General features: G+C 63.8%; 21 protein-coding genes. 9 read left to right on the forward strand and 12 right to left on the reverse strand.

Annotated features, from left to right (window positions below; all coding sequences use genetic code 11):
- Positions 1 to 248 precede the first annotated feature (248 nt).
- The 8 genes from IAE38_RS01055 to IAE38_RS01090 all read right to left on the reverse strand — a co-directional run bounded on the left by IAE38_RS01055 (position 249) and on the right by IAE38_RS01090 (position 7,963).
- Positions 249 to 1,055 (reverse strand): CpsD/CapB family tyrosine-protein kinase, encoded by an 807-nt coding sequence (locus IAE38_RS01055; protein ID WP_201215353.1) that lies wholly within the window; start codon positions 1,053 to 1,055, stop codon positions 249 to 251.
- A 10-nt stretch (positions 1,056 to 1,065) separates the two neighbouring features.
- Positions 1,066 to 2,628, reverse strand: a complete 1,563-nt coding sequence (locus IAE38_RS01060; protein WP_201215355.1) for a GumC family protein — start codon at positions 2,626 to 2,628, stop codon at positions 1,066 to 1,068.
- A 19-nt stretch (positions 2,629 to 2,647) separates the two neighbouring features.
- Positions 2,648 to 3,763 carry a hypothetical protein gene (locus IAE38_RS01065; RefSeq protein ID WP_201163457.1) on the reverse strand — a complete coding sequence of 372 codons (1,116 nt, stop codon included), beginning with the start codon at positions 3,761 to 3,763 and terminating at the stop codon, positions 2,648 to 2,650.
- Between the two features lie 25 nt (positions 3,764 to 3,788).
- Positions 3,789 to 4,346, reverse strand: a complete 558-nt coding sequence (locus tag IAE38_RS01070; protein WP_201215357.1) for a polysaccharide biosynthesis/export family protein — start codon at positions 4,344 to 4,346, stop codon at positions 3,789 to 3,791.
- Positions 4,347 to 4,597: 251 nt separating this feature from the next.
- On the reverse strand, positions 4,598 to 4,774 hold the full coding sequence (gene eppA / locus IAE38_RS01075; protein ID WP_169338815.1) for an EPS-associated small membrane protein EppA: 177 nt from the start codon (positions 4,772 to 4,774) through the stop codon (positions 4,598 to 4,600).
- A gap of 227 nt (positions 4,775 to 5,001) precedes the next feature.
- Positions 5,002 to 6,459: a short-chain fatty acid transporter gene (locus IAE38_RS01080; RefSeq protein WP_201163459.1), complete on the reverse strand. Its 1,458-nt coding sequence runs from the start codon at positions 6,457 to 6,459 to the stop codon at positions 5,002 to 5,004.
- 113 nt (positions 6,460 to 6,572) lie between these two features.
- Positions 6,573 to 7,229 carry a CoA transferase subunit B gene (locus IAE38_RS01085; protein WP_201215359.1) on the reverse strand — a complete coding sequence of 219 codons (657 nt, stop codon included), beginning with the start codon at positions 7,227 to 7,229 and terminating at the stop codon, positions 6,573 to 6,575.
- Positions 7,230 to 7,264: 35 nt separating this feature from the next.
- Positions 7,265 to 7,963 (reverse strand): CoA transferase subunit A, encoded by a 699-nt coding sequence (locus tag IAE38_RS01090; protein ID WP_028634090.1) that lies wholly within the window; start codon positions 7,961 to 7,963, stop codon positions 7,265 to 7,267.
- 142 nt (positions 7,964 to 8,105) lie between these two features.
- Here IAE38_RS01090 and IAE38_RS01095 point away from each other — a divergent pair, with 142 nt between their 5' ends.
- On the forward strand, positions 8,106 to 9,011 hold the full coding sequence (locus IAE38_RS01095) for a LysR family transcriptional regulator (protein ID WP_201215361.1): 906 nt from the start codon (positions 8,106 to 8,108) through the stop codon (positions 9,009 to 9,011).
- Positions 8,999 to 9,820, forward strand: coding sequence for an aldo/keto reductase (locus IAE38_RS01100; protein ID WP_201215363.1), 822 nt, complete (start codon positions 8,999 to 9,001; stop codon positions 9,818 to 9,820). Before IAE38_RS01095 ends, IAE38_RS01100 begins: the two co-directional genes overlap by 13 nt.
- A gap of 31 nt (positions 9,821 to 9,851) precedes the next feature.
- Here the strand turns inward: IAE38_RS01100 and IAE38_RS01105 are convergent, their stop codons facing one another.
- The 4 genes from IAE38_RS01105 to lexA are packed head-to-tail and all read right to left on the reverse strand — an operon-like array spanning position 9,852 to position 15,591.
- The gene (locus IAE38_RS01105; RefSeq protein ID WP_201215364.1) at positions 9,852 to 12,932 is read right to left on the reverse strand and encodes an error-prone DNA polymerase; all 3,081 of its coding nucleotides are present in this window, start codon (positions 12,930 to 12,932) and stop codon (positions 9,852 to 9,854) included.
- The gene (locus IAE38_RS01110) at positions 12,929 to 14,347 is read right to left on the reverse strand and encodes a Y-family DNA polymerase (RefSeq protein WP_201215365.1); all 1,419 of its coding nucleotides are present in this window, start codon (positions 14,345 to 14,347) and stop codon (positions 12,929 to 12,931) included. Before IAE38_RS01110 ends, IAE38_RS01105 begins: the two co-directional genes overlap by 4 nt.
- A gap of 6 nt (positions 14,348 to 14,353) precedes the next feature.
- Positions 14,354 to 14,974 (reverse strand): translesion DNA synthesis-associated protein ImuA, encoded by a 621-nt coding sequence (gene imuA, locus IAE38_RS01115; protein WP_201215366.1) that lies wholly within the window; start codon positions 14,972 to 14,974, stop codon positions 14,354 to 14,356.
- On the reverse strand, positions 14,974 to 15,591 hold the full coding sequence (gene lexA, locus IAE38_RS01120) for a transcriptional repressor LexA (RefSeq protein WP_201215367.1): 618 nt from the start codon (positions 15,589 to 15,591) through the stop codon (positions 14,974 to 14,976). The genes imuA and lexA overlap by 1 nt, the downstream gene beginning before the upstream one ends.
- A gap of 91 nt (positions 15,592 to 15,682) precedes the next feature.
- Between lexA and IAE38_RS01125 the strand changes: the two genes are divergently transcribed.
- The 7 genes from IAE38_RS01125 to IAE38_RS01150 all read left to right on the forward strand — a co-directional run bounded on the left by IAE38_RS01125 (position 15,683) and on the right by IAE38_RS01150 (position 23,803).
- On the forward strand, positions 15,683 to 16,348 hold the full coding sequence (locus IAE38_RS01125; RefSeq protein ID WP_201215368.1) for an HAD family hydrolase: 666 nt from the start codon (positions 15,683 to 15,685) through the stop codon (positions 16,346 to 16,348).
- A gap of 38 nt (positions 16,349 to 16,386) precedes the next feature.
- Entirely contained in the window at positions 16,387 to 16,515 is a 129-nt protein-coding gene (locus IAE38_RS24050; RefSeq protein ID WP_256217515.1) for a hypothetical protein, read from the forward strand.
- Positions 16,516 to 16,571: 56 nt separating this feature from the next.
- Positions 16,572 to 18,059, forward strand: a complete 1,488-nt coding sequence (locus IAE38_RS01130) for a DASS family sodium-coupled anion symporter (protein WP_201215369.1) — start codon at positions 16,572 to 16,574, stop codon at positions 18,057 to 18,059.
- 48 nt (positions 18,060 to 18,107) lie between these two features.
- Positions 18,108 to 18,326 (forward strand): YgdI/YgdR family lipoprotein, encoded by a 219-nt coding sequence (locus tag IAE38_RS01135; RefSeq protein WP_028634099.1) that lies wholly within the window; start codon positions 18,108 to 18,110, stop codon positions 18,324 to 18,326.
- 177 nt (positions 18,327 to 18,503) lie between these two features.
- On the forward strand, positions 18,504 to 21,017 hold the full coding sequence (gene uvrA, locus IAE38_RS01140) for an excinuclease ABC subunit UvrA (RefSeq protein ID WP_201215370.1): 2,514 nt from the start codon (positions 18,504 to 18,506) through the stop codon (positions 21,015 to 21,017).
- Between the two features lie 6 nt (positions 21,018 to 21,023).
- Positions 21,024 to 22,670 carry an MFS transporter gene (locus IAE38_RS01145; protein ID WP_060481979.1) on the forward strand — a complete coding sequence of 549 codons (1,647 nt, stop codon included), beginning with the start codon at positions 21,024 to 21,026 and terminating at the stop codon, positions 22,668 to 22,670.
- Entirely contained in the window at positions 22,670 to 23,803 is a 1,134-nt protein-coding gene (locus IAE38_RS01150; protein ID WP_028634102.1) for an HlyD family secretion protein, read from the forward strand. Before IAE38_RS01145 ends, IAE38_RS01150 begins: the two co-directional genes overlap by 1 nt.
- Position 23,804: the final 1 nt, after the last annotated feature.

Raw genomic sequence — 23,804 nt, forward strand, 5'->3', positions numbered from 1 at the left:
CAGGTCGCGATGGGCTGCAACGCAGCCCCGGCGATATCAGCGTTGGGTCACGGGTTGCAGGGGGGCGCTGGGCGCCCCATCGCGAGCTGCGCTCGCTCCTACGGGGGGATGTGTACGCCGGCTACTGTAGGAGCGACCGCAGGTCGCGATGGGCTGCAACGCAGCCCCGGCGATATCAGCGTTGGGTCACAGGTTACAGGGGGTGCTGGGCGCCCTATCGCGAGCTGCGCTCGCTCCTACGGGGGGAATCAATAATACGTCCGGGGCTTCTCGTCGGCCTTGTTCAGCACCGTCCCCAGCAAGTTCACCGTCCCCAGGTGATGCAGGCAATCTTCGATTTCCTTCTTGTTGTTCATGCCATTGGCCACCACCAGCAGCACACAGTCGAACTTCGGCATCACGGTGATGGCGTCGTCCGAACTGAGCAACGGCGGCAGGTCGAAGATGCAAATGCGCGACTCATACCGGTTGCGCAACTCCCCGATCAAATGGTTCACCTTGGGCGAGCACAGCACTTCGGTGGACATCGGCACCGGCACGCGGGTGGGTAATACGACGAACCGGGGCAAGGTGGGGTTGACCAGGCAATCCTGCAGCGGTGCCTGATCGTTCAGAAACTCGTTGAGCGAACGCTCCATGGGCAACCCCAGCGTGCTGCCCACCTTGGGCCGACGCAGGTCGAAGTCCACCAGCAAGGCGGTCCTGGTGGTGTGGTGAGCGATGCTCATCGCCAGGTTGATCGCCAACACCGTCTTGCCCGCTTCCGGCGTGGGCGAGGTGATGGCCAACGTGCGCCAGCCGTTTTCTTCCATCGCCCTGAGCACCTGGGTGCGCAGCAGGTCAATGGGGCCGTTCATCACCGAGTTCTTGTTGTAGGCAACGATACGGTGGCGCTCCAGATGGTCTGCGCGCAACGCGACCACCTGGGTGTTCACGTAATCGAACTGCCCCGGCACCTCGGCCAGGGCGGTACCCGGTGGGGGTGTGATTGCCTGGGGTGTGCCGGGGGTGGCGGGATGCACGTCATTGCCAACAGCGGGCTTGATCCTGTCCATCACTGCTTCCCTATGCAAATTTGGACGTGAATTTGAGCAGCAGTACATCCAGTGGCATGTAGAACAGGTGTATCAGCACCAACAGGATAGCCGCCAGACCCAAGGCTGCCACGATCAGCCCGTTGCGCCAGCGCTTGCGCCGGGCAACGTCGGCCCGCGTATCGATGTATGGCAGGGCCACCAGCACACGCTTGCCCAACAGGTTTTCCAGGGCGCCGACGCCCCGCACCCGCTGGTTGAGCAGTTCAAGCAGCACCACCAACGCCCCACCCCCGGCAGGTGCCAGCACCAGGCCAAGTGCGGCGATTTTCTTGCGGTTGGGTTTGATCGGCTTCTCGGGCATCAGCGGCGGCTCCAGCAGCACGAAGCGCTCGGCCTTGTTTTCCTGCTCCAGGCTTTCGGTGATCTTGGCGCCCATTTCCTTGGCGCGGATTTCCTCGTACTTTTTGCGGGCGTTGTCGTGGTCGCGCATCAAGGTCACCAGCCCACGCTCAACCTGCGGAGCCTCCAGGATCTCAGCTTCGTAGCCTTCCATCTTCTTGGTCAGCTCGCGCTTCTGGTCAGCCAGCGACGTGATGCGCTCCTGAGCTGCGCTCATCTTGGCGCGCACCCGTGCAGCGTCAAGGCTCACAGTGGAGGCCACGGCAGTAGGGTTGCCGCTGGCCTCAAGGGCCTGGATCTTGCGCTTCACCGCCACCACGTCTGGGTGGGCCTCCTTGTAACGCGTCAGCAGGCGCGCGTATTCGGCTTTCAGGCTGGCAAGGTCCTGGGGCTGGTCGGCACTGGCGGGCCGGGCTGCATCACCGGTTTTGGTGGCAAGGCCGGCGTTGGCGGCCGACAGCTCCAGCTCCAGGTAGCGCAGTTCTTCTTGCGCAGCCTTGTAGTCGCGGTCCACTTCACGAAACTCCAGCTCTGAGCGGGACAACATGTTCATGCGCAGGGTCTGGTGTTCGGGCAGGGCATTGGCATGGGCCTGTTTGAAGTCGGCCAGCTGGTTTTCCAGGCTGGCGAGCTCAGCACCCAACTTGTCTGCCTCCTGGGTCAGAAACTCGGTGGTTTCATTGGCCCGCTCTGTGCGCTGCTTGAGGTTTTCGTTGAGGAACAGCGTCACCAGTTCGTCGGTGACCTGCTTGGCCACTTCGCGCTGGCGATGTTCGAAGGACACGTTGAACGCCACGGTGGCCTCGCCGCGCCCCCTCACGAAGGTGGTCAGGGGTTCCACCACAATTGCGTTGCGCAATTGGTCGATCTTGTCGCCTTCACTCAGGCGCTTGTCGGCGAACAGGCCGTACTTGTCGATGATGCGCAGCAGGTTTTCCCGTGTCATCACCCGCTGGCGGATCAACTCGATACGCTCATCGGCAAAGGTGGTGGTGTTGGTGGATACCAGCTCAGGCGAAATCTGCTGCGATTCGACCAGGATGGTGCCGGTCGACTGGTAGATCGGCGGCACCATCAACGCTACCGCTACGGTGGCAGCCAGAATGACCGCTGCACTCACCCCCAGCACCAGGGCCCGTTCCTTGATAATGGCGATGTAATCTCTGAGAGACAGCTCGTAGTCGGACTTCATGGGGCCACCTGCCATGGGTTCAGATGTCGGGGTACCTGTACGTCAACGTCAAACCAACGATCGTGGCGGTGGCATCACCCTGAAGGTCCTGCTGCCGCTCCTTGTACATCAACGATAGACGCAGGTCCCAATAGGGCGAGAATTGCCTGCTGGCCCACACGCTGTACATCTGCAAGGTGTTGGGGATCTGCCCCTTGCTGTCCTGCCAGGCGGCGTCGGCGCCCACCCGGGTCAATTCATCAAGCGCATAACTCCACACGCCTCGGACCTGGTCAAGCTGGGCAAAACCACCTTGGGCGCTGGCTACGGTACTGCGCTCCACCGTCAGGCTGGCGTCGGTCCGGGCGCCGGTATACAGCAGCGACACACCGCCCTCACCGCGGCGGCCGCCCTGAGGGCCGGACACCTTGTTCACGCCCAGGTGGGCATCGGCACTGAAGTTCTCGGAGATCCGGTACTTCACACCCACCGCCGGGCTGTAGCTGTTGGAGGCTGTGGCGGTGAGGTCCTGCTCAGGCTCGTAGCGCCGCACGCCAAAACGGGTATACACATCGGCCCGTTCGCTCCAGGCATACGTCCAGGTCGAAACGTTCGCCAGTTCGTCGTAGCCGGTCAGGCTGCTGATGTCGTAGCGAGCACGGTTGAAGGTGGTTTCGTTGCTGAGGGTGCTGCGCTCGGTGACGGCCTGGCTCCAGTTACCGCTCAGCGTGTAGAGCTTTTGCGTACCGTCGGTGGTCACCACACCGGTATCGAGCACCGTGCCCGACAAGGTGGAGCTTTCGTTGTAGCGGGCCAGTAACCCAAACTGCCCGCGCTCGGTAGTGCGCTGCCAGCCCAGGCTGATGTCCGGGTCCTCGCGGTTGTCGACCACGTTGGTGTTGGATGAGCGCAACACGTGCAGGCCCAGGCCGAATCTCAATTCGTCGCGGTCAAAGTTGCCGATCAAGGTGTAGTCGGGCGCGATGAGCGTGCGGGTCACGCCTTTCTCGCCGGAGGGCAACAATAACGGGTTGCTGTCGTATTCGACCGAGGTGGGTACAACTACGGTGGATTGCCAAGTTGCTGCCAGCGCGCTACCGGTAAGCGGCAACGCCAGGAGTGCCGTTGCAATGCGAGTTGTTTTTAGAAAAGGCATTGAATGTACTTATTTAAAGGCAGGATCAAGGAACGACCAGCGTGTCGCCAGCCTGAAGTTGGAAGTTGGTCGACATGTCACGACCCGACACCAGGTCCTTGTATCGCACGGGCAGGATCCTTTGGGAAGCACCGCTGCCGCGTACCACCTTTATTTCGCTTTCATCGGCAAACTTGTCCAGCCCGCCCGACATGCTCAGCGCCTGTAACACTGCCGTGGGCCCGGCCATCTGCACAGGGCCGGGTTTGATCACCTTGCCCTGTACATACACCAAGTTGCCGGCGATGCTTTTTACCACCACGCTCACATTCGGGTCTGGGAGGAATTTCTCGAGTTTGGTGGCGACCTGTTTTTCCACCGCCGTCACGTCCAGGCCGGCAACATCGATGCGACCGGCGAGGGGGAAGGTAATGCTGCCGTCCGGCAACACCGTGGCTTCCTGGCGCAGGCTGTCTTCCTGCCACACGGAGATCATCACCACATCGCCCGGGCTGAGCAGGTAGGCCGCCGCGCTTTGCGCCGCCATGCCCTGCCCCGACCACGCTACCAGCAAGCCTACGACGGCAATCAATGAACGCACCATGAGGGTCCCTCCGGCCAGATGGCCCGACTTAGAGCACTGAAGAGAACAACACACCGACTCTCGCTCCGCTTCGCGGGTCTACACCCCGCGACGGCCTGTATTTCGTCCTGAAGGCCCTTGCAATACCCTGCGTTACTTGCCCAGTGACCCTGGATTAGCCGGGGGTACTGGCAATATAGCAATGGTTGGCAAATTCACAAGCCAGGTGCCCCAGCACGCCAACCGTGAACATGCAGCCCCGGTACAGCTGTTCAAATCTTTCTTCTATTGGCCACCGCCACGAAGCCCACCACGGCAAAGGCAAAGAACCAGACCGCCGTTGAAACAGGAATGATACTGGTCTGATTAATATACGAATCGGCCGCCCTCGCCGCCCCGCTCAACAGCACCAGCAAGAAGAGAGATTTGATAATCAGTGTCGTGCGCATACGCCCCGTCCTTTTTAACAGGCTATTCAATGAGTTATTGGCGCGATGATGCGGGATTTGCTGCGGTGTTGATCTGAGCTTATGGGCAGGGTGCTATTACGTCAATGATCCGACACCATAATATAAATCAATGGAGGTTGAGCGAATTAGTCAAAAAAACGACACCCGCTTTCGGCGGCCCATGGGCATGGGCCACCTCGCCATCAGGCGTTTGTATCGGGGAGAGCTCAGGGCATTACAGGGGGCACGTATTGCAACGTAGCCCCCAACGCCCAGAGCAAAAACAGCACCAGCGGAACATGCACCAGCAACTGCACGAAGGAGAAACCGATCAGGTCACGTGCCTTTAGCCCCAGTACCCCGAGCAGCGGCAGCATGTAGAACGGGTTGATCAGGTTGGGCAGCGCTTCGGCCGCGTTGTAGATCTGTACCGCCCAGCCCAGGTGGTACTGCAGGTCATTGGCCACCAGCATCACGTAAGGCGCCTCGATGATCCACTTCCCACCCCCGGAAGGGATAAAGAAGCCCAACACCGCCGAATACACGCCCATCAGTACCGCATAGGTGTCGTGGGTGGCAATCTGGGTGAAGAACAGCGAAATGTGGTGGGCCAGGGTCTGCTCGTCCAGGCCTTTCACCTGCGTGAGTATCGCCGCGATTGAGCCATACAGCGGGAACTGGATCAGTACACCCGTGGTGGTGGGTACCGCCCGGGCAACAGCATCCAGGAAACTGCGCGGGCGCCAATGCAGCAGCGCGCCCACCATGATGAACAGCAGGTTATAGGTGTTCAGCCCGGAGATGGCGGTGATCGCCGGTTTGCTGGCGAACTCCTGGTACAGCCAGCCCGCGGCCAGCGCCACCAGCAGCAGAATCAGCAAGGGGCTGTGCTCCAGCCATTCACCCGGCCGGGTGCGCTGGGGGGCAGGCGGTGCGCTGAAGCTGGGGTCGACACCACAGTCGGCGGCGCTGCGGGCGCTGTTGGGGCCGGGCGCGGTGGCATAGGCGATTACCAGCGAGACCAGTACCAGCGCTGCCAGCATGACCCCGGACTGCCACAGGAAGATGGTTTCGGTGAACGGAATGACCCCAGTAATCGACAGGATCGACGGCGGCAGGCTGGCGGGGTTGGCCTGCAGTTGGGCCGCCGAAGATGACAGGCCGAGCGCCCAGACGGCACCCAGGCCCAGGTAGGCGGCGGCGCCTGCGGCTCGGTAGTCCATGTTCAGGTCGGTGCGCCTGGCCAGGGCACGCACCAGCAGCCCACCAAACACCAGTGACAGCCCCCAGTTGAGCAGCGACGCCAACATCGAGATCAGTGCGACCCAGCACACCGCCGTGCGGCCATTGCGCGGGATACGTGCCAACCGGTCGATCAGGCGGGCAGCAGGGGGTGAGCTGGCGACCACATACCCGCCTATCACCACGAAGGCCATCTGCATGGTGAAGGGGATCAGGCTCCAGAACCCGTCACCAAACGCCTTGGCGGTATCCAGTGGCTTGGCCCCCATGGCCAGGGCACCGATGCATACCAGCAATACCGCCAGCGCGGCGAATACCCAGGAGTCGGGGAACCAGCGTTCGGCCCAGTTGGAACAGCGCAAAGCAAAACGGGCGGAGCGGCTGTCTTGAATTTCAGCGGCCACAGTGTCGTTCCTTTTATTGGTTTTATCGGGGTGCAGCATTTTCAGCTAACAACAACCAAACCCCGCAGCAACAGGCGTGCCCGCGCATACACCGGTGCAAATGCCGGATCCTGCGCGGGTGGGCCTGCGGCTGCGGGGTTGCAGGATGTGGTTTAGAAGGTCATTTCCTTCACGTCATCGGCCACGATCAACTTGCCGGCGGTTTTCGCCACGATCTCTTCAACGCTCACGCCAGGCGCTGTCTCGCGCAGGATGAAGGCGCCGTCTTCGATCTCAAGATAGGCAAGGTCGGTGAGCACTTTGCGGATGCAACCCGCACCGGTCAGGGGCAGGCTGCACTGGGGCAGCAACTTGGACTCGCCATCTTTGGAGGCGTGGGTCATGGTGACGATGATGTTCTCGGCACCCGCCACCAGGTCCATGGCGCCGCCCATGCCTTTCACCAGCTTGCCGGGGATCATCCACGAGGCGATGTTGCCGTGCACATCCACCTCGAACGCGCCCAGCACCGTCAGGTCTACATGGCCGCCGCGAATCATGGCGAAGGACTGCGCCGAATCGAAGATCGACGCCCCTACCCTGGCGGTGACGGTTTGTTTGCCAGCGTTGATCATGTCGGCATCGAGCGTGCTCTCGGTGGGGAATTCGCCCATGCCCAGCAGGCCGTTCTCCGACTGCAGCATCACATCCATGTCTGCCGGTACGTAGTTGGCGACCAGGGTGGGGATGCCGATGCCCAGGTTTACGTAGTAGCCATCTTTCAGTTCACGGGCGACGCGTTGCGCCATTTGTTCGCGGGTCAGTGCCATGGTCAGGATCTCATTGTTGTTCTGGAGGGTGGCGCTCAGGCCTTGACGGTGCGCTTTTCGATACGTTTTTCGAAGGTACCGACAATGACCCGGTCCACGTAAATGCCTGGGGTATGGATTTCGCTGGGCAGCAGCACGCCAGGCTCGACGATCTCTTCCACTTCCACCACGGTGACCTTGCCAGCGGTGGCCGCCAGCGGGTTGAAGTTTTGCGCGGTGTTGCGGTACACCACGTTGCCGTAGTGATCGGCCTTCCAGCCTTTGACGATGGCGAAGTCACCGGTGATGGACGCTTCCAGGATGTACTTGCGGCCGTTGAATTCGCGCACCTCCTTACCTTCGGCAACTGGGGTGCCGTAGCCGGTGGCGGTGAAGAAGGCAGGGATGCCAGCGCCGCCGGCGCGCATTTTTTCGGCAAGGGTGCCCTGGGGGGTCAGCTCCACCTCCAGCTCGCCGCTAAGCAGTTGGCGTTCGAACTCGGCGTTTTCACCCACATAAGAGGCAATCATCTTGCGAATCTGATGGCCCTCGAGCAAAACACCCAGGCCAAAGCCATCCACACCGCAGTTGTTGGAAACCACGGTCAGGCCTTTGACGCCGCGGCGCTTGATTTCCTGGATAAGGTTTTCGGGAATACCGCACAGGCCAAACCCACCGGCCAGTACCGTCATGTCATCGGTCAGGCCTTCGAGGGCCTGTTCGTAAGTTGCAACGCGCTTGTCCAGTCCGGCCATGCTGATCCGCCTTTTGTAGTTGTAGAACCGACGAGGCTGTCGGTGAGCGTGTGTACACATCTTCACCGCAAGCAACTGATTTGTTAATTTTGTTTTCGTCATCGATTGATAACGTTTGCAAATCAAAGCATAGGCGAGCCCCATGAATGTCAAACAGCTGCGTGCCTTCGTCACCGTGGCCAAGTTCCAGAGCTTCGCCCAGGCCGGGGAGCACCTGCACATTTCACAACCGGCGCTGAGCCTTACCATCAAAGCCCTGGAAGAAAACCTGGGGGGCGCCCTGCTCACCCGCACCACGCGCAGCGTCAGCCTTACGGCCGAAGGCGAGGTGCTGCTGCCGCTGGCCCGGCGCCTGCTGGCCGACTGGGATGACACCGAAGAAATGCTCCGCCAGCGTTTCACCCTGCAACTGGGCCGGGTGTCCGTTGCGGCCATGCCCTCCTTTGCCGGCAACCTGCTGCCCCACTCCTTGAAGGTATTCCGCCAGCGTTACCCGAAAGTGAACGTGACCGTGCACGACGTGATCAACGAGCAGGTACAGGAACTGGTGCGCCATCGCCGCGTCGAACTGGGCATTGGCTTTGAACCCGACAATGTCGATGGGCTGAATTTCCACCCGCTGTACATGGACCGCTTCGTGGCGGTGGTGCCCGCCGAATCGCCGTTGGCCCGTTTGGCCCAGGTCAGTTGGGCGCAACTGATGGCGGAAGATTTCGTCGCCCTACAACGCCCGTCGGCGGTACGGCTGCTGATGGAGCAGAACGTGGCGGCGCAGCATGGCCGGTTGGCGGTGGCGTTTGAAAGCCACCAACTGTCTACCGTAGGGCGGATGGTGGCCAGCGGCCTGGGGGTGAGTGCGGTGCCGGCGCTGTGCATCAACCAGATGCAGGAGCTGGGCGCCTGTTGTGTGCCATTGGTGCAGCCCACGGTCGAGCGACGTATCGGCGTGATCGCCCTGAGCGAACACAAATTGTCTACCGCAGCGCAAGCGCTGCTCGAGGTGCTGCTTTCCACTACCCAAATACCGGAGGTGACATGCGTAACGTGACACTGGCAGGCCAACAGGTGCCCTGCATTGGCCAAGGCACTTGGTACATGGGGGAAGACCCGGCGCAGAAAACTGCAGAAGTGCGGGCCTTGCAGCAAGGCATCGACTTGGGCATGACCCTGATCGATACCGCTGAAATGTATGCCGAGGGCGGGGCCGAGCAGGTGGTCGGGCAGGCGCTGGTCGGCCGGCGCGACCAAGTGTTTCTGGTCAGCAAGGTGTACCCGCACAACGCCAGCAGGCGCGGCATGGCGGCAGCGTGCGAGCGCAGCCTGGCGCGGCTGGGCACTGACTGCATCGACCTGTACCTGCTGCACTGGGCAGGCCAGCACCCGCTGGAAGAAACGGTCGAAGCCTTCGAGCGCCTGCGCGAGCAAGGCAAGATCCGCCGTTGGGGCGTGTCCAACTTCGATATGAATGACCTTCAGGAACTGCACGGCACGGGCTGCGCTACTGATCAGGTGCTGTACAACCCGGCGCAGCGCGGCATCGAGTTCGACCTGCTGCCATGGTGCGCACAGCACGCCATGCCGATCATGGCCTACTGCCCCTTGGCCCAGGCCGGGCAATTGTTGCAGCACCCGGTACTGCGCCAGGTCGCTGAAAGGCACGGCGCCACACCCGCACAGGTGTGCCTGGCCTGGGTAACGCGGCACGACACGGTTGTGGCCATCCCCAAGGCGGTTGCGCCAGAGCACGTAAGGCTCAATGCCGGTGCCGGGCAACTCGCCTTGACCCAAGAGGATCTACAAGCGATTGACCAGGCCTTCCCGGGCCCGGTACGCAAACAGCGCCTGGCGATGGTGTGAACCCGCGTTGGCGGGCGGCCTGCAGTGGCGGTCAGTGGAAGTCGCGGCTGCGCACATCCAAGCCCTGCAGCAACTGGCTGACATCCTCCAGCCGCCGGGCGACCAGGTGCCGCACGCCATTTTCCTGCTCCAGCCGCCCGCTGACCTTGAGCAGCTGCGAGCCCACCAGGGCCCGCCGCTGCCGTTCGGCCAGGTCGCGCCATACCACCACATTGACCATGCCGTGTTCATCTTCCAGTGTAACGAATGTGACGCCGCTGGCGGTTTGCGGGCGCTGCCGGCCCACCACCAGCCCCGCCATGGCAATGGCATCACCGTGCTCCACACCCGCCAGCTCACCGGAGCTGCGACAGCCCAGTGCGCGTAGCCGTGAACGCAGCAGCGTCAGCGGGTGCGGGCCCAGGGTGGTGCCGAGGGCCTGGTAGTCTGCCACCAGGTCTTCGCCCACCGTTGGCGCGGGCAGCTCAACCCGCGCTTCCGGTGCTGCTTGCACGTTCGCGAACAGGGGTAACTGCGCCTGCACGGCGGCCACTTCCCAACGGGCCTGGTGCCGGTGGCGCGCCAGCGAGCGCAAGGCACCGGCGTCAGCCAGGTGCGCACGGGCGCGGCTGCCCAGTGCAGCGCGCAGGCACAGGTCCTCTACATCTCGCCAAGGTTGCTGTGCCCTCGCCTGCTCCAGCCTCAACGCATCGTCCTCGGCCAGGCCACGGACCAGGCGCAACCCCATGCGGATGGCCAACACGCCCTGCGGGCAAGGCTCAAGGCTGCAATCCCAGTGGCTGTGGCACACATCCACCGGGCGCACGTCGATCCCCTGGCGACGGGCCTCCTGCAGCAACTGGTCGGGGCTGTAGAAGCCCATCGGCCAGCTGTTGACCAGGGCACAGGTGAAAATGGCCGGCTCGTGGCACTTCAGCCAACTGCTGGCGTAACACAGCAGGGCGAAACTGGCGGCGTGGGACTCGGGGAAGCCGTAGCTGCCAAAGCCCTTGATCTGCTCGAAGATGCGTTCGGCAAAGGCCACCTCGTAACCGTTGCGCAACATGCCCTGCAGCAGGCGCTCACGGTGCGGTTCCAGGCCCCCATGGCGCTTCCAGGCGGCCATGCTGCGGCGTAACTGGTCTGCTTCGCCGGGGCTGTAGTCGGCGGCAACCATGGCCAGCTCCATCACCTGCTCCTGGAACAACGGCACACCCAGGGTTCGTTCGAACACTTCCTTCAACTTGGGCGATGGGTAGGTGACAGGCTCCTGTTGCAGCCTGCGGCGCAGGTAGGGGTGCACCATGTCGCCCTGGATCGGGCCGGGGCGCACGATGGCCACTTCGATGACCAGATCGTAGAACGTCTGTGGCCTCAGCCGCGGCAGCATCGCCATTTGCGCACGCGACTCGATCTGGAACACGCCCATGGTCTCCGCCCGGCTGATCATGGCGTAGGTGGCTGGGTCCTCCGGGGGGATGGTGGCCAGGGTAAGCGTGCGGCCCCTGTGCTGGTACAGCAGGTCGAAGCACCGGCGCAGGGCACTGAGCATGCCCAGGGCCAGCACGTCGACCTTGAGCAGGCCGACCATATCCAGGTCGTCCTTGTCCCACTGGATCACCGTGCGCTCGGCCATGGCTGCGTTTTCCACGGGCACCAGCTGGTGCAGTGGCTGCTGGGAGATCACGAAGCCGCCGGGGTGCTGCGACAGATGGCGAGGGAAGCCGATCAGCTCGCCGGCCAGTACCAGTACCCGGCGCAGCGACGGGCTGGCGGCATCGAAACCCGCCTCCGCCAGGCGTTGCGGGTCGGGGATGCGGTCGGTCCAGCGCCCGCAACACTTGGCCAGGGCATCCACCTGGTCGGCGGGCAACCCCAGCACCCGCGCCACATCCCGCACGGCACCGGCTGCATGATAGGTATTGACCACTGCCGTCAACGCCGCGCGGTGCCTGCCGTAGCGACGGAACACGTATTGGATCACTTCCTCGCGGCGGTCGTGCTCGAAATCCACATCGATGTCGGGCGGCTCGTTGCGCTCACGGGACAGGAACCGCTCGAACAGCAGGCGGTGTTCCATCGGGTCCAGCTCGGTGATGCCCAGTACGAAACACACCACCGAGTTGGCCGCCGAACCCCGGCCCTGGCAGAGGATGTGCTGGCTGCGGGCAAAGGCGACGATGTCGTGCACCGTAAGAAAGTAGCTTTCGTAGCCCAGTTCTTCGATCAGGCCCAGCTCCCGCTCCAGCACGGCCCGCACCTTGGCGGTCGGCCCTGTGGGCCAGCGCAGCGGCAAGCCCTGCTCGCACAGGTGGCGCAACCAGCTCGCCGGCGTATGGCCGCCTGGCACCAGTTCCTGGGGGTAGGTGTAGTGCAGTTCGCTCAAGTCAAAGTGGCAGCATTGCGCTATAGCCACGGTATGAGCGAGCAGATCGGCCGGATAGAGCTCAGTGAGCTGCTCTTGAGCACGCAAATGCCGTTCGCCGTTGGCGAATAGGAACCGCCCCGCTTCGGCAACGGTGCAGTGCTGCCGAATGGCCGTCATGCAGTCCTGCAACGCGCGCCGACCGCGTATGTGCATGTGCACATCACCGCAGGCAACCGCAGCGATGCCCAGCATGCGCGCCAGGGCTAGCAGGCGCTGCAGCCGCTGGGCATCGTCGTGGTCGCGGTGCATGTGCACGGCCAGCCACAGGCGCTGGTCGAACAAACCCTGGAGCCACTGCCCGGTGGCTGCGTCGCTGGTTTCATCAGGAACCCACAAGGCAAGCAGGCCGTAGGCGTGCGCTTGCAGGTCGTCACGCAACAGCTGGTACTGGCCTTTGGCGGCTCGCCGCCGCGCGCGTGTAATGAGGGCACACAGGTTCTGGTAGCCGGCCAGGTCCTGCACCAGCAACACCAGCTTGGGGCCGTCGTGCACCTGCACTTCACTCCCCACGATCAGCCGCAATTGATGCTGTTTGGCCGCCTGCCAGGCACGCACGATGCCCGCCAGCGTGCACTCATCGGTGATGGCCAGCGCCTCATAACCTAGCTCACGTGCACGCCTGAACAGCTCATCAGCACTGGAAGCCCCACGCTGGAAGCTGAAGTTGCTCAGGCAGTGCAGTTCGGCATACCCCGTGATGCTCATGCAAACCAGCCTTGCAGCCACAACGGGCCACCCTGGCTGAGGTCACGGTAGGCCCAGCCGCGCAGGCCTTCACGGGTTTCTATGCGGTAATAGTCGCGGCGCACGTCACCCCCATCCCACCAGCCGGACTCTATGCGCTCGGCCTGCCCCTGCACCTGATACGCCAGGCCGTCGAGCACCGTGGGCGTGGCCAGCAGCCAGCCCGGGCGACTGCCCGGTGCGACCGGCATGTTGCCCAGGGCCCCCTGCTCAACCGCCTGCCAGGCATGCTCGGGCCGGTGATCGGCGGCGGCAAGCAGCCCCTTGACGGCTTCATCGCCAAGGCGTGCACGCAGGCGCTCGCGCAGTTGCTCCCAAGGTTGTAGCTGCTGGGCACGGGGGGCGAACAAGGCCTGGTGCTGGGGCACAAATGGGGGTAGGTCATCTGCCACCAGGCGCAGGTTACGCACCGGGGCCGGCAGGCGCAGTGGCTCCAGGCGACCACGGGCCAGCTCCAGGAGCATGCCGGCGTCACGCTCGGCGGCCAGCAGGCCGACGTCGAGCTCGGTATCGGCGCCCTGGGCATGCTCCAGGTACACGCGAAAACGTTGCACACCGCAGTCACGCCCCGCCAGGAAGGCGGCCAGGTCATTGAGCATGCGCCGCAGGGGGAACAGCAGCGCCTGGTGTGACGCCACGTCGAAATTCAGCTCCAGCCGGGTTTCGAAGCGGTCTGGGGGCTGATAAAAGTCCAGCCCCAGGCTGCGCAGGCCCAGTAACTGGTCAAGGTGCAGTTGCACCTGGGCAGGAAAGCGCCTGGCCAGGGTGCTACGGGGCAGCGCCAACACCTGGCCCAGCTGCTTCAGGCCCATGCGGGCGAACGCTTCGGCGGCGTCGGCTGGCAGCCCAAGCCGTTGCACCGGCATGCTCAACAGCGCCATGCGCGTGGCGTCTGCATCGCTGACCGCCAGGCCATCATGAGCATTGGCCAGTATGCGCGCGGCGACCGGGTTGCTGGCCAGCACGATGCGCTGACGCAGGCCCAGCGCGGCCAGTTCCTCGCGCAAGCGTGCCTGAAACGCGGGCCAGGGGCCGAACAGCTTAAGGCTTGACCCCACCTCCAGCAGCAGTGCCCGGGGGTAATGCAGGCTGACCTGGGCGCTGAACCGATAGGCCCAGGCAGCCAGCAACTGCTGCAGGGCATCAATGCGTTTGGCATCCACCTCGAGGCAGGTGAAGGCCTCAGCCAAGGCCCGTGCCGCCGTCAGGGTTTGCCCCGCCCGCAGGCCCAGTGCAGCCGCTGCCGGGTTTACCGCTTGCAGTACCCGCCTTTGGGCGGGGCCGCCCAGCAGCACCAACGGCGTATCAGGGTCGTCGCGCTCGCGCAGGATGCTGTCCAGCGCCAATTGCGGGAACACGATGCAGGCCCAAAGCATGCGGCATCACCCCTGCCCGGGGCAGGCGATGGGCACGGCAGGCGGCATGCCCCCACGGCTTTTGATCACCCGCCATTGCGCTGGCCGTGTGTCGATGGCGATGCGCAAGGCAGCGGGCGATGCATTCAGCTGCGCCTGGTGCGGCCGGCAGGCAAACGCCAGTGCCTGGCCAGTTTCGGCCGCCACCTGCAGGCGCCGCAGGGCCCGATCATCAGCCCGCTCGGGCCAGCACACCACCGCCGCGCAGCTGCCTGAGCGCAGGCATTGTTCGGCCGCCCACAGGGTGTCTGCCTGCTCGGCATCTACCTGTACCAGCCAACGCAAATCAATGCCGGCCGCCTGCCAGGCCGGGGCAAACGGGATGAACGGCGGTGCCACCAACACCACACGCCCACCTTCGGCGGTGAGCCGTGCCATGGCGGGCCACATCAACTGCAACTCACCACAGCCGGGGCTGGCCAACAGCAGCTCGGTAAGGGCCGCAGCCGGCCAGCCACCTTCCGGTAGACGTTCGTCCAGCCGGGCATGCCCGGTTGGCTGCAATGCCCTGGGTTGTACCTGTGCCTGGCGCCCACGCCATACCCGACGCTGGTCGAGCAGCCGGTCCAGATCGACGACAGCGCCCATCAGTCGCGCCTCAGCAGGCCGCAGAAGATGCCTTCGATGAAGAACTCCTGGCCAGGCTGCACGTCGATTGGCGCATAGGCGGGGTTGCGGGGCAGCAGGCGATAGCCCTCACCCAGGCGCTGCAGGCGCTTGATGGTGACCTCGCCGTCCAGCCGGGCGACCACGATCTGCCCGTCGCGGGCGTCGCCCTGCTGGCGAATGCCAACCAGGTCGCCGTCAAAAATCCCGTCGCCGATCATCGAGTCGCCACGCACCTTGAGCAGGTAGTCGGGCGTGCGCCGGAACAGGCTCGGGTCCAGCAGCAGCTGCTCGTGGAAGCCAAGGTCCGGGCCAATGGGCGCACCCGCAGCCACCTGGCCCAATACCGGCAGCTCGAGGATTTCCGGGCGGCGTGCCGGCTGCGCCAGGCGGATGCCCCGGGCCTGGTTGGGGGTGACGTCGATGTAACCGGCCTGGCACAGGGCGGTTATGTGCTTGCGCGCGACACTGCGCGAGGCAAAACCGAAGTGCACGGCAATGTCCGCCAGGCTAGGCGGCTGGCCTTGTTCGGTGATGCGCGCCCGAATGAATTCGAAAATGGCGCGGCGTTTGGGGGTGAGATTGTCCATGGAGCACATTTGTACTCTTTTCGTAGCACACTGAACAGCCCCCTTCGTCGTCAGGTTTGGTTATGATCCTGAAGCTCATGCGTTCACCACTGGATTGCCCATGCTCACCGCCCTGCTGTTCGACCTCGACGGAACCCTGACCGACACCGACACCCTGCACTTGCAGGCTTTTCGCCAGTTGCTGAACGAGCACGATGGCCGCGAACTCACCCAGGCCCAGTTCGATGCCCAGGTCAGCGGCCGCGCCAACGGCCAGCTGTTCGCCGAATTGTTTGCCGGTGCCAGCCCTGAGCAATGCCAAGCGCTGGCCGACCGCAAGGAGGCCCTGTTCCGCAGCCTTTCGCCGGCGCTGCAACCCCTGCCTGGCTTGCTGCGCCTGCTGGATTACGCCAACACGTCAGGCATGGGCATCTGCGTGGTCACCAACGCACCCCGCCTGAATGCGCAGCACATGCTGGGGGCCATGGGCCTGGCCGAACGTTTCCAGCACGTGGTGGTGGCAGACGAACTGGCCCGCCCCAAACCCGACCCCCTGCCCTACCTCACCGGCTTGCAGCACCTGAACGCCGAAGCGGGTCAGGCTCTGGCCTTCGAAGACTCCCTGCCCGGGATCGCGGCGGCACATGCAGCAGGCATTTTCACGGTGGGGGTTGCGACCACGCAGACGCCGGAGCGGTTGATGGCTGCGGGTGCGGGGTTGGTGATTGACGATTTTGAAGCGCCAGCTTTGTGGGCGTTGTTGGCCAAACGCGTTGAGGCGAGCTGACGGATGCGCTGTCTGCCACGCCAAAGGGCCTACGCAAGTTGCCGAACCAGCTGATCGACATCAAGAGCGAGCATGCCAGCGAGCGTATTCTGGCGTTGACTGGCGGCAGTGCTGAAGACGTTGCCATTGAAGCAGTGCGTCACTGGGGCGCGGCATACCGTCAGTGAGTGGGAGCTGCGCAGCCACGCGCGCTCGAATCTCTTAACTGTACTGCGAGAATCCCATGAGTGAACGTGCCTCACCCGCCACCGCGCCACAGCCGCTACGTTTTCCGCCTGGACTGATAGTCGCGGTGCTGGCCATGGTGATCGTACTGTGCCTGCCACTGCCCGAAGCATTACCGGTCGCCGGGCAGCGGATGCTGGCAATACTGGCATTCGCGGTGACGGTGTGGGTGACCGAGGCGGTATCCTACGAAGCCAGTGCCATCATGATCACCTCACTCATGGCGGTCTTGATTGGCATGGCGCCGACCCTGCAGGACCCCACCGTCATCTATGGCTCATCGGCCGGCGTGTCGATGGCCTTGAGCGGTTTTTCCAACCCCGCCCTGGCGCTGGTGGTCGGCGCGCTGTTCATCGCGGCGGCCATGACCCACACAGGCCTGGACAAACGCATCGCCCTGGTCACCCTGACCAAGGTCGGCGCCAGCACCCGGCGCATTCTGTTCGGCGCCATGCTGGTGATCGTGCTGTTGAGCCTGGTGGTGCCCAGCGCAACGGCCCGCAGCGCCTGCGTAGTGCCCATCATGATGGGCGTCATCGCTGCCTTTGGCGTAGCCAAACGCTCGCACATCGCCGCCGGCCTGATGATCATCGTTGCCCAGGGCACCAGCATCTGGAACGTCGGCATTCAGACCGCCGCGGCGCAGAACCTGCTGACCGTAGGCTTCATGGACAAGATGCTCGGCCAGCGCGTGTCGTGGATTGACTGGCTGGTTGCCGGCGCACCCTGGGCAGTGATCATGTCGGTGGTGCTGATCGTGGTGGTGCTGAAACTGCTGCCGCCCGAGAGCGACAGCGTGCCAGGCGGCCTGGACGCCGTGAAACAGAGCCTGGCCGAGCTCGGCCCCATGACCGCCGCGCAGAAGCGCCTGGGCATGGTTTCGCTGCTGCTGTTGCTGGCCTGGGCCACTGAAGGCAGGTTGCATGCGCTGGACACCACGACCACCACCTATGCCGGGCTGGTTATCCTGCTGTTGCCCCGTTTTGGCGTGATGACCTGGAAAGACGTGCAGTCGCGCATCCCGTGGGGCACGGTGATCGTGTTCGGTGTAGGTATCAGCCTGGGCACCGCACTGCTGACCACGCAGGCCGGCCAGTGGCTCGGCGCACAAGTGGTCAGCCACACCGGGCTCGACAGCATTTCACCCCTGGGCGTGTTCGCGATACTCAGCGCCTTCCTGATCGTCATTCACCTGGGCTTTGCCAGCGCCACCGCACTCACCTCGGCGCTGCTGCCGATCCTCATGGCCGTGCTGCTTACACTACCCAGCGAATTCAGCCGGGTCGGCATGACCATGCTGCTCGGCTTTGCCGTGAGCTTTGGTTTCATCCTGCCGATCAACGCCCCGCAGAACATGGTCTGCCTGGGCACCGACACCTTTAACCCCAAGCAATTCGCCCGTGTCGGTATACTCGTCACCCTGGTTGGCTATGTGCTGTTGCTGGTGTTTGCCAGCACGTACTGGAGCTGGCTGGGTTGGATCTGAAGTTCAACGATCCCCTAACGGGTCACATTTCACACCTGGAGCCTTGTCATGAATTCGCTCAAACGCATCTTCGTCACCGTGGGCCTGTGCCTTCTGGCCGGATGCGCAACACCTTCCTCGATGATCCTCAAAGACGGTCGCGAGCTGCAAACACTGGATACGCCGAAGTACGACAAGCAGAGTGGCTTCTTTGAGTTCAAATTGCTGGATGGTAAGCCTCAGAAAATCAACCGGGATTCGGTGTTGACGATTCGCAACCTGAAGTAACCCCTGCATGCTTTAACAACGGCGCCCGCGAAGCCTCTTGCCATCGCGGGCGTTGTCGTATGCACCAACACCCACGAAGGCAAGGGCTGGTACGCGCTTAATCTGCGCAGGGTGGATGCTGTACTCCATCGACTTTACTGGTAACGTAAATTCACCTTACCGCCAAAGACTGCCCCGATGACACCACGCCCCCTCCCCCCTAGCGGTTTCATCCAGGTGCGCGGCGCCCGCGAGCACAACCTCAAGAACATTGATGTAGACATCCCACGTGACGCCCTGGTGGTGTTCACGGGCGTATCTGGCTCGGGCAAGTCGTCGCTGGCATTTTCCACGTTGTACGCCGAAGCCCAGCGCCGTTATTTCGAGTCCGTGGCGCCCTACGCCCGCCGCCTGATCGACCAGGTGGGTGTGCCGGACGTGGATGCCATCGACGGCCTGCCCCCGGCAGTTGCCCTGCAACAGCAACGCGGCACGCCCAGCGCACGGTCTTCGGTCGGCAGCGTGACCACCCTGTCCAGTTCCATCCGCATGCTCTATTCGCGGGCCGGGCAGTATCCGGCCGGGCAGCCGATGCTGTATGCCGAGGATTTTTCTGCCAACACACCCCAGGGCGCCTGCCCTGACTGCCATGGCCTCGGGCGGGTGTACGAGGTCAACGAAGCCACCCTGGTGCCGGACCCGTCGCTGACCATCCGCGAACGGGCCGTGGCCGCCTGGCCCATGGCGTGGCAAGGGCAGAACCTGCGCGACATCCTGGTGACCCTGGGTTATGACGTGGATGTGCCCTGGCGCGACCTGCCACAGGCGCAACGGGACTGGATACTGTTCACCGAAGAAACGCACACCGCGCCGGTGTACGCCGGCCTGACACCTGCACAGACCCGCGCGGCACTGGAACGCAAGCAGGAACCGAGCTACCAGGGCACGTTCATGGGCGCCCGGCGCTATGTGCTACATACGTTCATGCATTCCCAGAGCGCGCAAATGCGTAAACGCGTCGCCCGTTTCATGCGCCCAAGCCCCTGCCCTGCCTGTGGCGGCAAGCGTCTCAAGCGCGAGGCACTGGGTGTGACGTTCGCCGGGCTGGACATCGCCGAGCTGTCGCAACTGCCCTTGCAGGCACTGGCGCACCTGTTGCGCAAGGTGGCTGCGTCCGACTACCTGACACAACACGGCGAACTGACCGTAGAGAAGCGCCTGGCCGCGCAACGGATCGCCCATGAAGTGCTGGAGCGCATCGAAACCCTGCTCGACCTGGGGTTGGGCTACCTGGCACTGGAGCGCAGCACCCCCACGTTGTCGTCTGGCGAGCTGCAACGCCTGCGCCTGGCCACCCAGCTCAACTCACAGCTGTTCGGCGTGGTCTACGTACTGGACGAGCCCTCTGCGGGGTTGCACCCGGCCGACAGCGAAGCCTTGTTCGATGCCCTGGTGCGGCTCAAGCAGGCAGGCAACTCCGTGTATGTGGTAGAGCACGACCTGGATACCATGCGCCGCGCTGACTGGCTGGTGGATGTAGGCCCTGCGGCCGGGGAGAACGGCGGCAATATCCTGTACAGCGGCCCACCACAAGGGCTGGCACAGGTGAAGGCGTCGTGCACGGCGGCCTATCTGTTCGGCGAGCAGACCAAGGCCAGCCCTGAGCGCCGCCAGGCCAAGGACTGGCTGACCCTCGAAGGGGTGACCCGCAACAACCTTGCCGACCTGAGTGCAGCCTTCCCGCTGGGCTGTTTTACCTCGGTGACAGGTATTTCGGGCTCGGGCAAATCGAGCCTGGTGAGCCAGGCGTTGCTGGAGCTGGTGAGCGCACACCTGGGCCAGGGTGAACCTGCCGGCGCCCCCTCGGAACAGAGCCTGGAAGATGAACCGGAACAGGCCAGCAGCGGCCATGTGAGTGCAGGCCTTGGCAGCATCAAGCGCCTGGTGCAGGTGGACCAGAAACCCATCGGCCGCACACCCCGCTCCAACCTCGCGACGTACACCGGTTTGTTCGACAATGTGCGCAAGCTGTTCGCCGCCACTGAACAGGCCAAGGCGCAGGGGTTCGACGCCGGGCGGTTCTCCTTCAATGTGGCCAAGGGCCGTTGCCCCACATGCGAGGGGGAAGGTTTCGTCAGCGTCGAGCTGCTGTTCATGCCCAGCGTGTACGCGCCCTGCCCCACCTGCCATGGGGCCCGCTACAACCCCGAAACCCTGTCAGTGACCTGGCAGGGCATGAACATCGCCCAGGTGTTGCAACTGACGGTAGACCAGGCCCTGCAGGCGTTTGCCGAGCAGCCCCCCGTGCGGCGCTGCTTGCAGGTGTTGCAGGATATCGGCCTGGGCTATCTGCGCCTGGGCCAGCCAGCGACTGAGCTGTCCGGCGGGGAGGCCCAACGGATCAAGCTGGCCACCGAGCTGCAACGCACGGCACGCGGCGCGACGTTGTACGTGCTGGATGAGCCCACCAACGGCCTGCACCCGCAGGACAGCGACCGCCTACTGGTGCAGTTGAACCGGCTGGTGGACGGCGGGCATAGCGTGGTGGTGGTCGAGCATGACATGCGCGTGGTAGCGCAAAGCGATTGGGTGATCGATATCGGGCCGGGTGCCGGCGATGCTGGGGGCAAGGTGGTAGCGTGCGGCACGCCGCAGCACGTAGCCCGCTGCGACGGCAGCCGCACTGCAGCATTTCTGGCCAAGGCGCTGTAACACACCATGGACAAATACGCCCCTCGCGACTGGTTGCCCCACGAAAAGCCCGTGCTGCCCGGCTCGCCCTCCACCCCCCTGCACGCACCGGGCAAACGCCTGGCTTATGGCCTGGTGGGCCTGCTGGTAGCGATCACCGGTGGCCTGGGGAACGCCTTGGTCACCGCCAACCTGGTATTTCTGCAAGGTGCGCTGGGTGCGACCACCGCCGAGATGGCCTGGTTGCCGGCAGCCTATGTGATGACCACGGTGTCCATGAACCTGCTGCTGGTGAAATTTCGCCAGCAGTTCGGCCTGCGGGCATTCACCGAAGTGTTTCTGGTGCTTTATGCAGTGGTCACCTTCGCCCACCTGCTGGTCAACGACCTCAACTCGGCCATCGCCGTGCGGGCGGCCCACGGCATGGTGGGCGCGGCGCTCACCTCGCTGGGGCTGTACTACATGATTCAGGCCTTCCCGGCAAAGTGGCGGCTGAAGTCGATTGTGCTGGGGCTGGGCGCCTCGCAGCTGGCTTTGCCGCTGGCGCGCATCTTCTCGGAAGACCTGCTGCTGATTGGCGAATGGCGCGGGCTGTACCTGTTCGAGCTGGGCCTGGCGCTGGCCGCCCTGGGTTGTGTGCTGCTGTTGAAGCTGCCGCCGGGCGACCGCTTCAAAACCTTTGAACCCCTGGATTTCCTCACCTTTGCCCTGATGGCCAGTGGTACCGCCCTGCTCTGCGCCGCGCTGTCGTTGGGGCGTATCGACTGGTGGCTGGATGCACCGTGGATCGGCATGGCGCTGGCGGGTGCCATTGCCTTGATCTTCAGCGGGCTCGCCATCGAGCACAACCGCCAGAACCCGCTGCTGATGACCCGCTGGCTGGGCAGCGGCGCAATCATCCGCCTGGGGCTGTGCGTTATTCTGATCCGCATGGTCACGTCCGAGCAGTCCACCGGCGCGGTGGGTTTTCTGCAGATGCTCAACATGGGCAGCGAGCAGATGCGCACCCTGTACTGGATCATGCTGCTGGGGGCCGTAGCCGGGCTTGCCACCAGCGCCCTGACCATCTCGCCCAATCACTTGATACTGCCGCTTTTGATATCGCTGCTGGCGATGGCCATTGGCGCCTTCATGGACAGCTCATCCAGTAACCTCACACGGCCGGCACAGATGTATTTCAGCCAGTTCCTGCTGGCGTTCGGCAGTACGTTCTTCCTGGGGCCGTCCATGGTGCTGGGCATCAGCCATGTACGCGCCAACCCGCGCAACCTGGTGAGTTTTTCGGTGCTGTTCGGTATCTGCAACAACCTGGGTGGCCTGATTGGCGCCGCACTGCTGAGCACCTTCCAGATCTGGCGAGAAAAATTCCACTCCAGCCACCTCATGGACCACCTGAGCGCCGTGGAACCGCTGGTGAGCGCGCGGGTTCAAAGCGGTGGCGCCGCCTATGCGCACATCCTCGCCGACCCGGCCCTGCGCACCGAAGCCGGTTTGCGCCAGCTGGCCAGCGCCGCCACCCGTGAAGCCAATGTAATGGCCTACAACGATGTGTTCATGCTGATCGGCAGTATCGCTATTCTGACCATGGTCTGGATTTGCATCCGCGGCACCTGGCTGTGGTACAGCAAGCGCCAGGCCAGCCTTAACGACTCCACCTCCGGCGCAACCACCTGATGACCGACGATACCCGCACCACCACCACCACAGCCATCGCCGAAGCCCCGGAGGGCACCGCCCCGCCCAGTGAACCCACCAGCCCCGGGCGCTCGCGGCGGGTGCGGGTGATGTCGGCGGTTACCTTTGCCTGCGTGGCGCTGGCGGGCGTGCTGGTGGTGCTGTACGCCTGGCGCCTGCCGCCATTCAGCAGCGCCATCGAAAGCACCGAGAACGCCATGGTGCGTGGCCAGGTCACCCTCATCGGGCCACAACTGAGTGGTTACATCGTCGATGTGCCGGTGCAGGACTTCCAGCACGTGAAGGCCGGGCAGTTGCTGGTGCAACTGGACGACCGCATCTATATCCAGCGCCTGGCTCAAGCCATTGCGCAACAGCAGCAGCAAGAGGCGGCGCTGGCCAATAACGCCCAGCAACGCAAAAGTGCCGAAGCCACCATCGCCCAGCGCCAGGCGGCCATCGGCGATGCCGCAGCGCAGGTGACCAAGGCCCGGGCAGACCTTGCCCGCAACCAGGCGCTGGTGACGGATGGTTCGGTATCGCGCCGTGACCTGGACGTTACCCGTGCCAGCGAAGCGGCTGCGGTCGCCAGCCTGGCCCAAGCCAAGGCGGCCCTGGAAATCGCCCGGCAGGACCGCGAGACGGTGGTGGTCAACCGCGCCGCACTGGAGGCTGCGGTGGAAAATGCCAAGGCTGCTGTCGCCCTGGCGCGCATCGACCTGGACAACACCCGGGTCACCGCACCGCGGGACGGCCAGCTGGGGCAGATCGGCACACGGCTAGGGGCCTATGTGAACTCAGGGGCGCAACTGATGGCGCTGGTGCCGGACACCTTGTGGGTCATCGCCAACATGAAAGAAACCCAGATGGCCGACGTGCGTATCGGCCAACCGGCGAGCTTCACCGTCGATGCCTTGAACCACCTCAAGCTGCATGGCCACATCCAGCAGATCTCGCCAGCCACCGGTTCTGAATTCGCCTTGCTGCAGGCGGACAACGCCACCGGTAACTTCGTCAAGATCGCCCAGCGCATCCCGGTACGGATTACCGTCGACCCTGACCAGCCCCAGGCCCGGCACCTGCGCCCGGGCATGTCGGTTGTGGTCAGTATCGATACCAACGGCGACCAGTAGC

Origin of the sequence: Pseudomonas sp. S32 (genome assembly GCF_016648095.1) — a bacterium.
Taxonomy (GTDB): Bacteria; Pseudomonadota; Gammaproteobacteria; order Pseudomonadales; family Pseudomonadaceae; genus Aquipseudomonas; species Aquipseudomonas parafulva.

What these genes read in the sequence shown, in the direction of transcription:
- IAE38_RS01055 (WP_201215353.1), bottom strand. Translation starts at nt 1,055, where the DNA reads ATGGACAGGATCAAGCCCGCTGTTGGCAATGACGTGCATCCCGCCACC.
- IAE38_RS01060 (WP_201215355.1), bottom strand. Translation starts at nt 2,628, where the DNA reads ATGAAGTCCGACTACGAGCTGTCTCTCAGAGATTACATCGCCATTATC.
- IAE38_RS01065 (WP_201163457.1), bottom strand. Translation starts at nt 3,763, where the DNA reads ATGCCTTTTCTAAAAACAACTCGCATTGCAACGGCACTCCTGGCGTTG.
- IAE38_RS01070 (WP_201215357.1), bottom strand. Translation starts at nt 4,346, where the DNA reads ATGGTGCGTTCATTGATTGCCGTCGTAGGCTTGCTGGTAGCGTGGTCG.
- eppA (WP_169338815.1), bottom strand. Translation starts at nt 4,774, where the DNA reads ATGCGCACGACACTGATTATCAAATCTCTCTTCTTGCTGGTGCTGTTG.
- IAE38_RS01080 (WP_201163459.1), bottom strand. Translation starts at nt 6,459, where the DNA reads ATGCTGCACCCCGATAAAACCAATAAAAGGAACGACACTGTGGCCGCT.
- IAE38_RS01085 (WP_201215359.1), bottom strand. Translation starts at nt 7,229, where the DNA reads ATGGCACTGACCCGCGAACAAATGGCGCAACGCGTCGCCCGTGAACTG.
- IAE38_RS01090 (WP_028634090.1), bottom strand. Translation starts at nt 7,963, where the DNA reads ATGGCCGGACTGGACAAGCGCGTTGCAACTTACGAACAGGCCCTCGAA.
- IAE38_RS01095 (WP_201215361.1), top strand. Translation starts at nt 8,106, where the DNA reads ATGAATGTCAAACAGCTGCGTGCCTTCGTCACCGTGGCCAAGTTCCAG.
- IAE38_RS01100 (WP_201215363.1), top strand. Translation starts at nt 8,999, where the DNA reads ATGCGTAACGTGACACTGGCAGGCCAACAGGTGCCCTGCATTGGCCAA.
- IAE38_RS01105 (WP_201215364.1), bottom strand. Translation starts at nt 12,932, where the DNA reads ATGAGCATCACGGGGTATGCCGAACTGCACTGCCTGAGCAACTTCAGC.
- IAE38_RS01110 (WP_201215365.1), bottom strand. Translation starts at nt 14,347, where the DNA reads ATGCTTTGGGCCTGCATCGTGTTCCCGCAATTGGCGCTGGACAGCATC.
- imuA (WP_201215366.1), bottom strand. Translation starts at nt 14,974, where the DNA reads ATGGGCGCTGTCGTCGATCTGGACCGGCTGCTCGACCAGCGTCGGGTA.
- lexA (WP_201215367.1), bottom strand. Translation starts at nt 15,591, where the DNA reads ATGTGCTCCATGGACAATCTCACCCCCAAACGCCGCGCCATTTTCGAA.
- IAE38_RS01125 (WP_201215368.1), top strand. Translation starts at nt 15,683, where the DNA reads ATGCTCACCGCCCTGCTGTTCGACCTCGACGGAACCCTGACCGACACC.
- IAE38_RS01130 (WP_201215369.1), top strand. Translation starts at nt 16,572, where the DNA reads ATGAGTGAACGTGCCTCACCCGCCACCGCGCCACAGCCGCTACGTTTT.
- IAE38_RS01135 (WP_028634099.1), top strand. Translation starts at nt 18,108, where the DNA reads ATGAATTCGCTCAAACGCATCTTCGTCACCGTGGGCCTGTGCCTTCTG.
- uvrA (WP_201215370.1), top strand. Translation starts at nt 18,504, where the DNA reads ATGACACCACGCCCCCTCCCCCCTAGCGGTTTCATCCAGGTGCGCGGC.
- IAE38_RS01145 (WP_060481979.1), top strand. Translation starts at nt 21,024, where the DNA reads ATGGACAAATACGCCCCTCGCGACTGGTTGCCCCACGAAAAGCCCGTG.
- IAE38_RS01150 (WP_028634102.1), top strand. Translation starts at nt 22,670, where the DNA reads ATGACCGACGATACCCGCACCACCACCACCACAGCCATCGCCGAAGCC.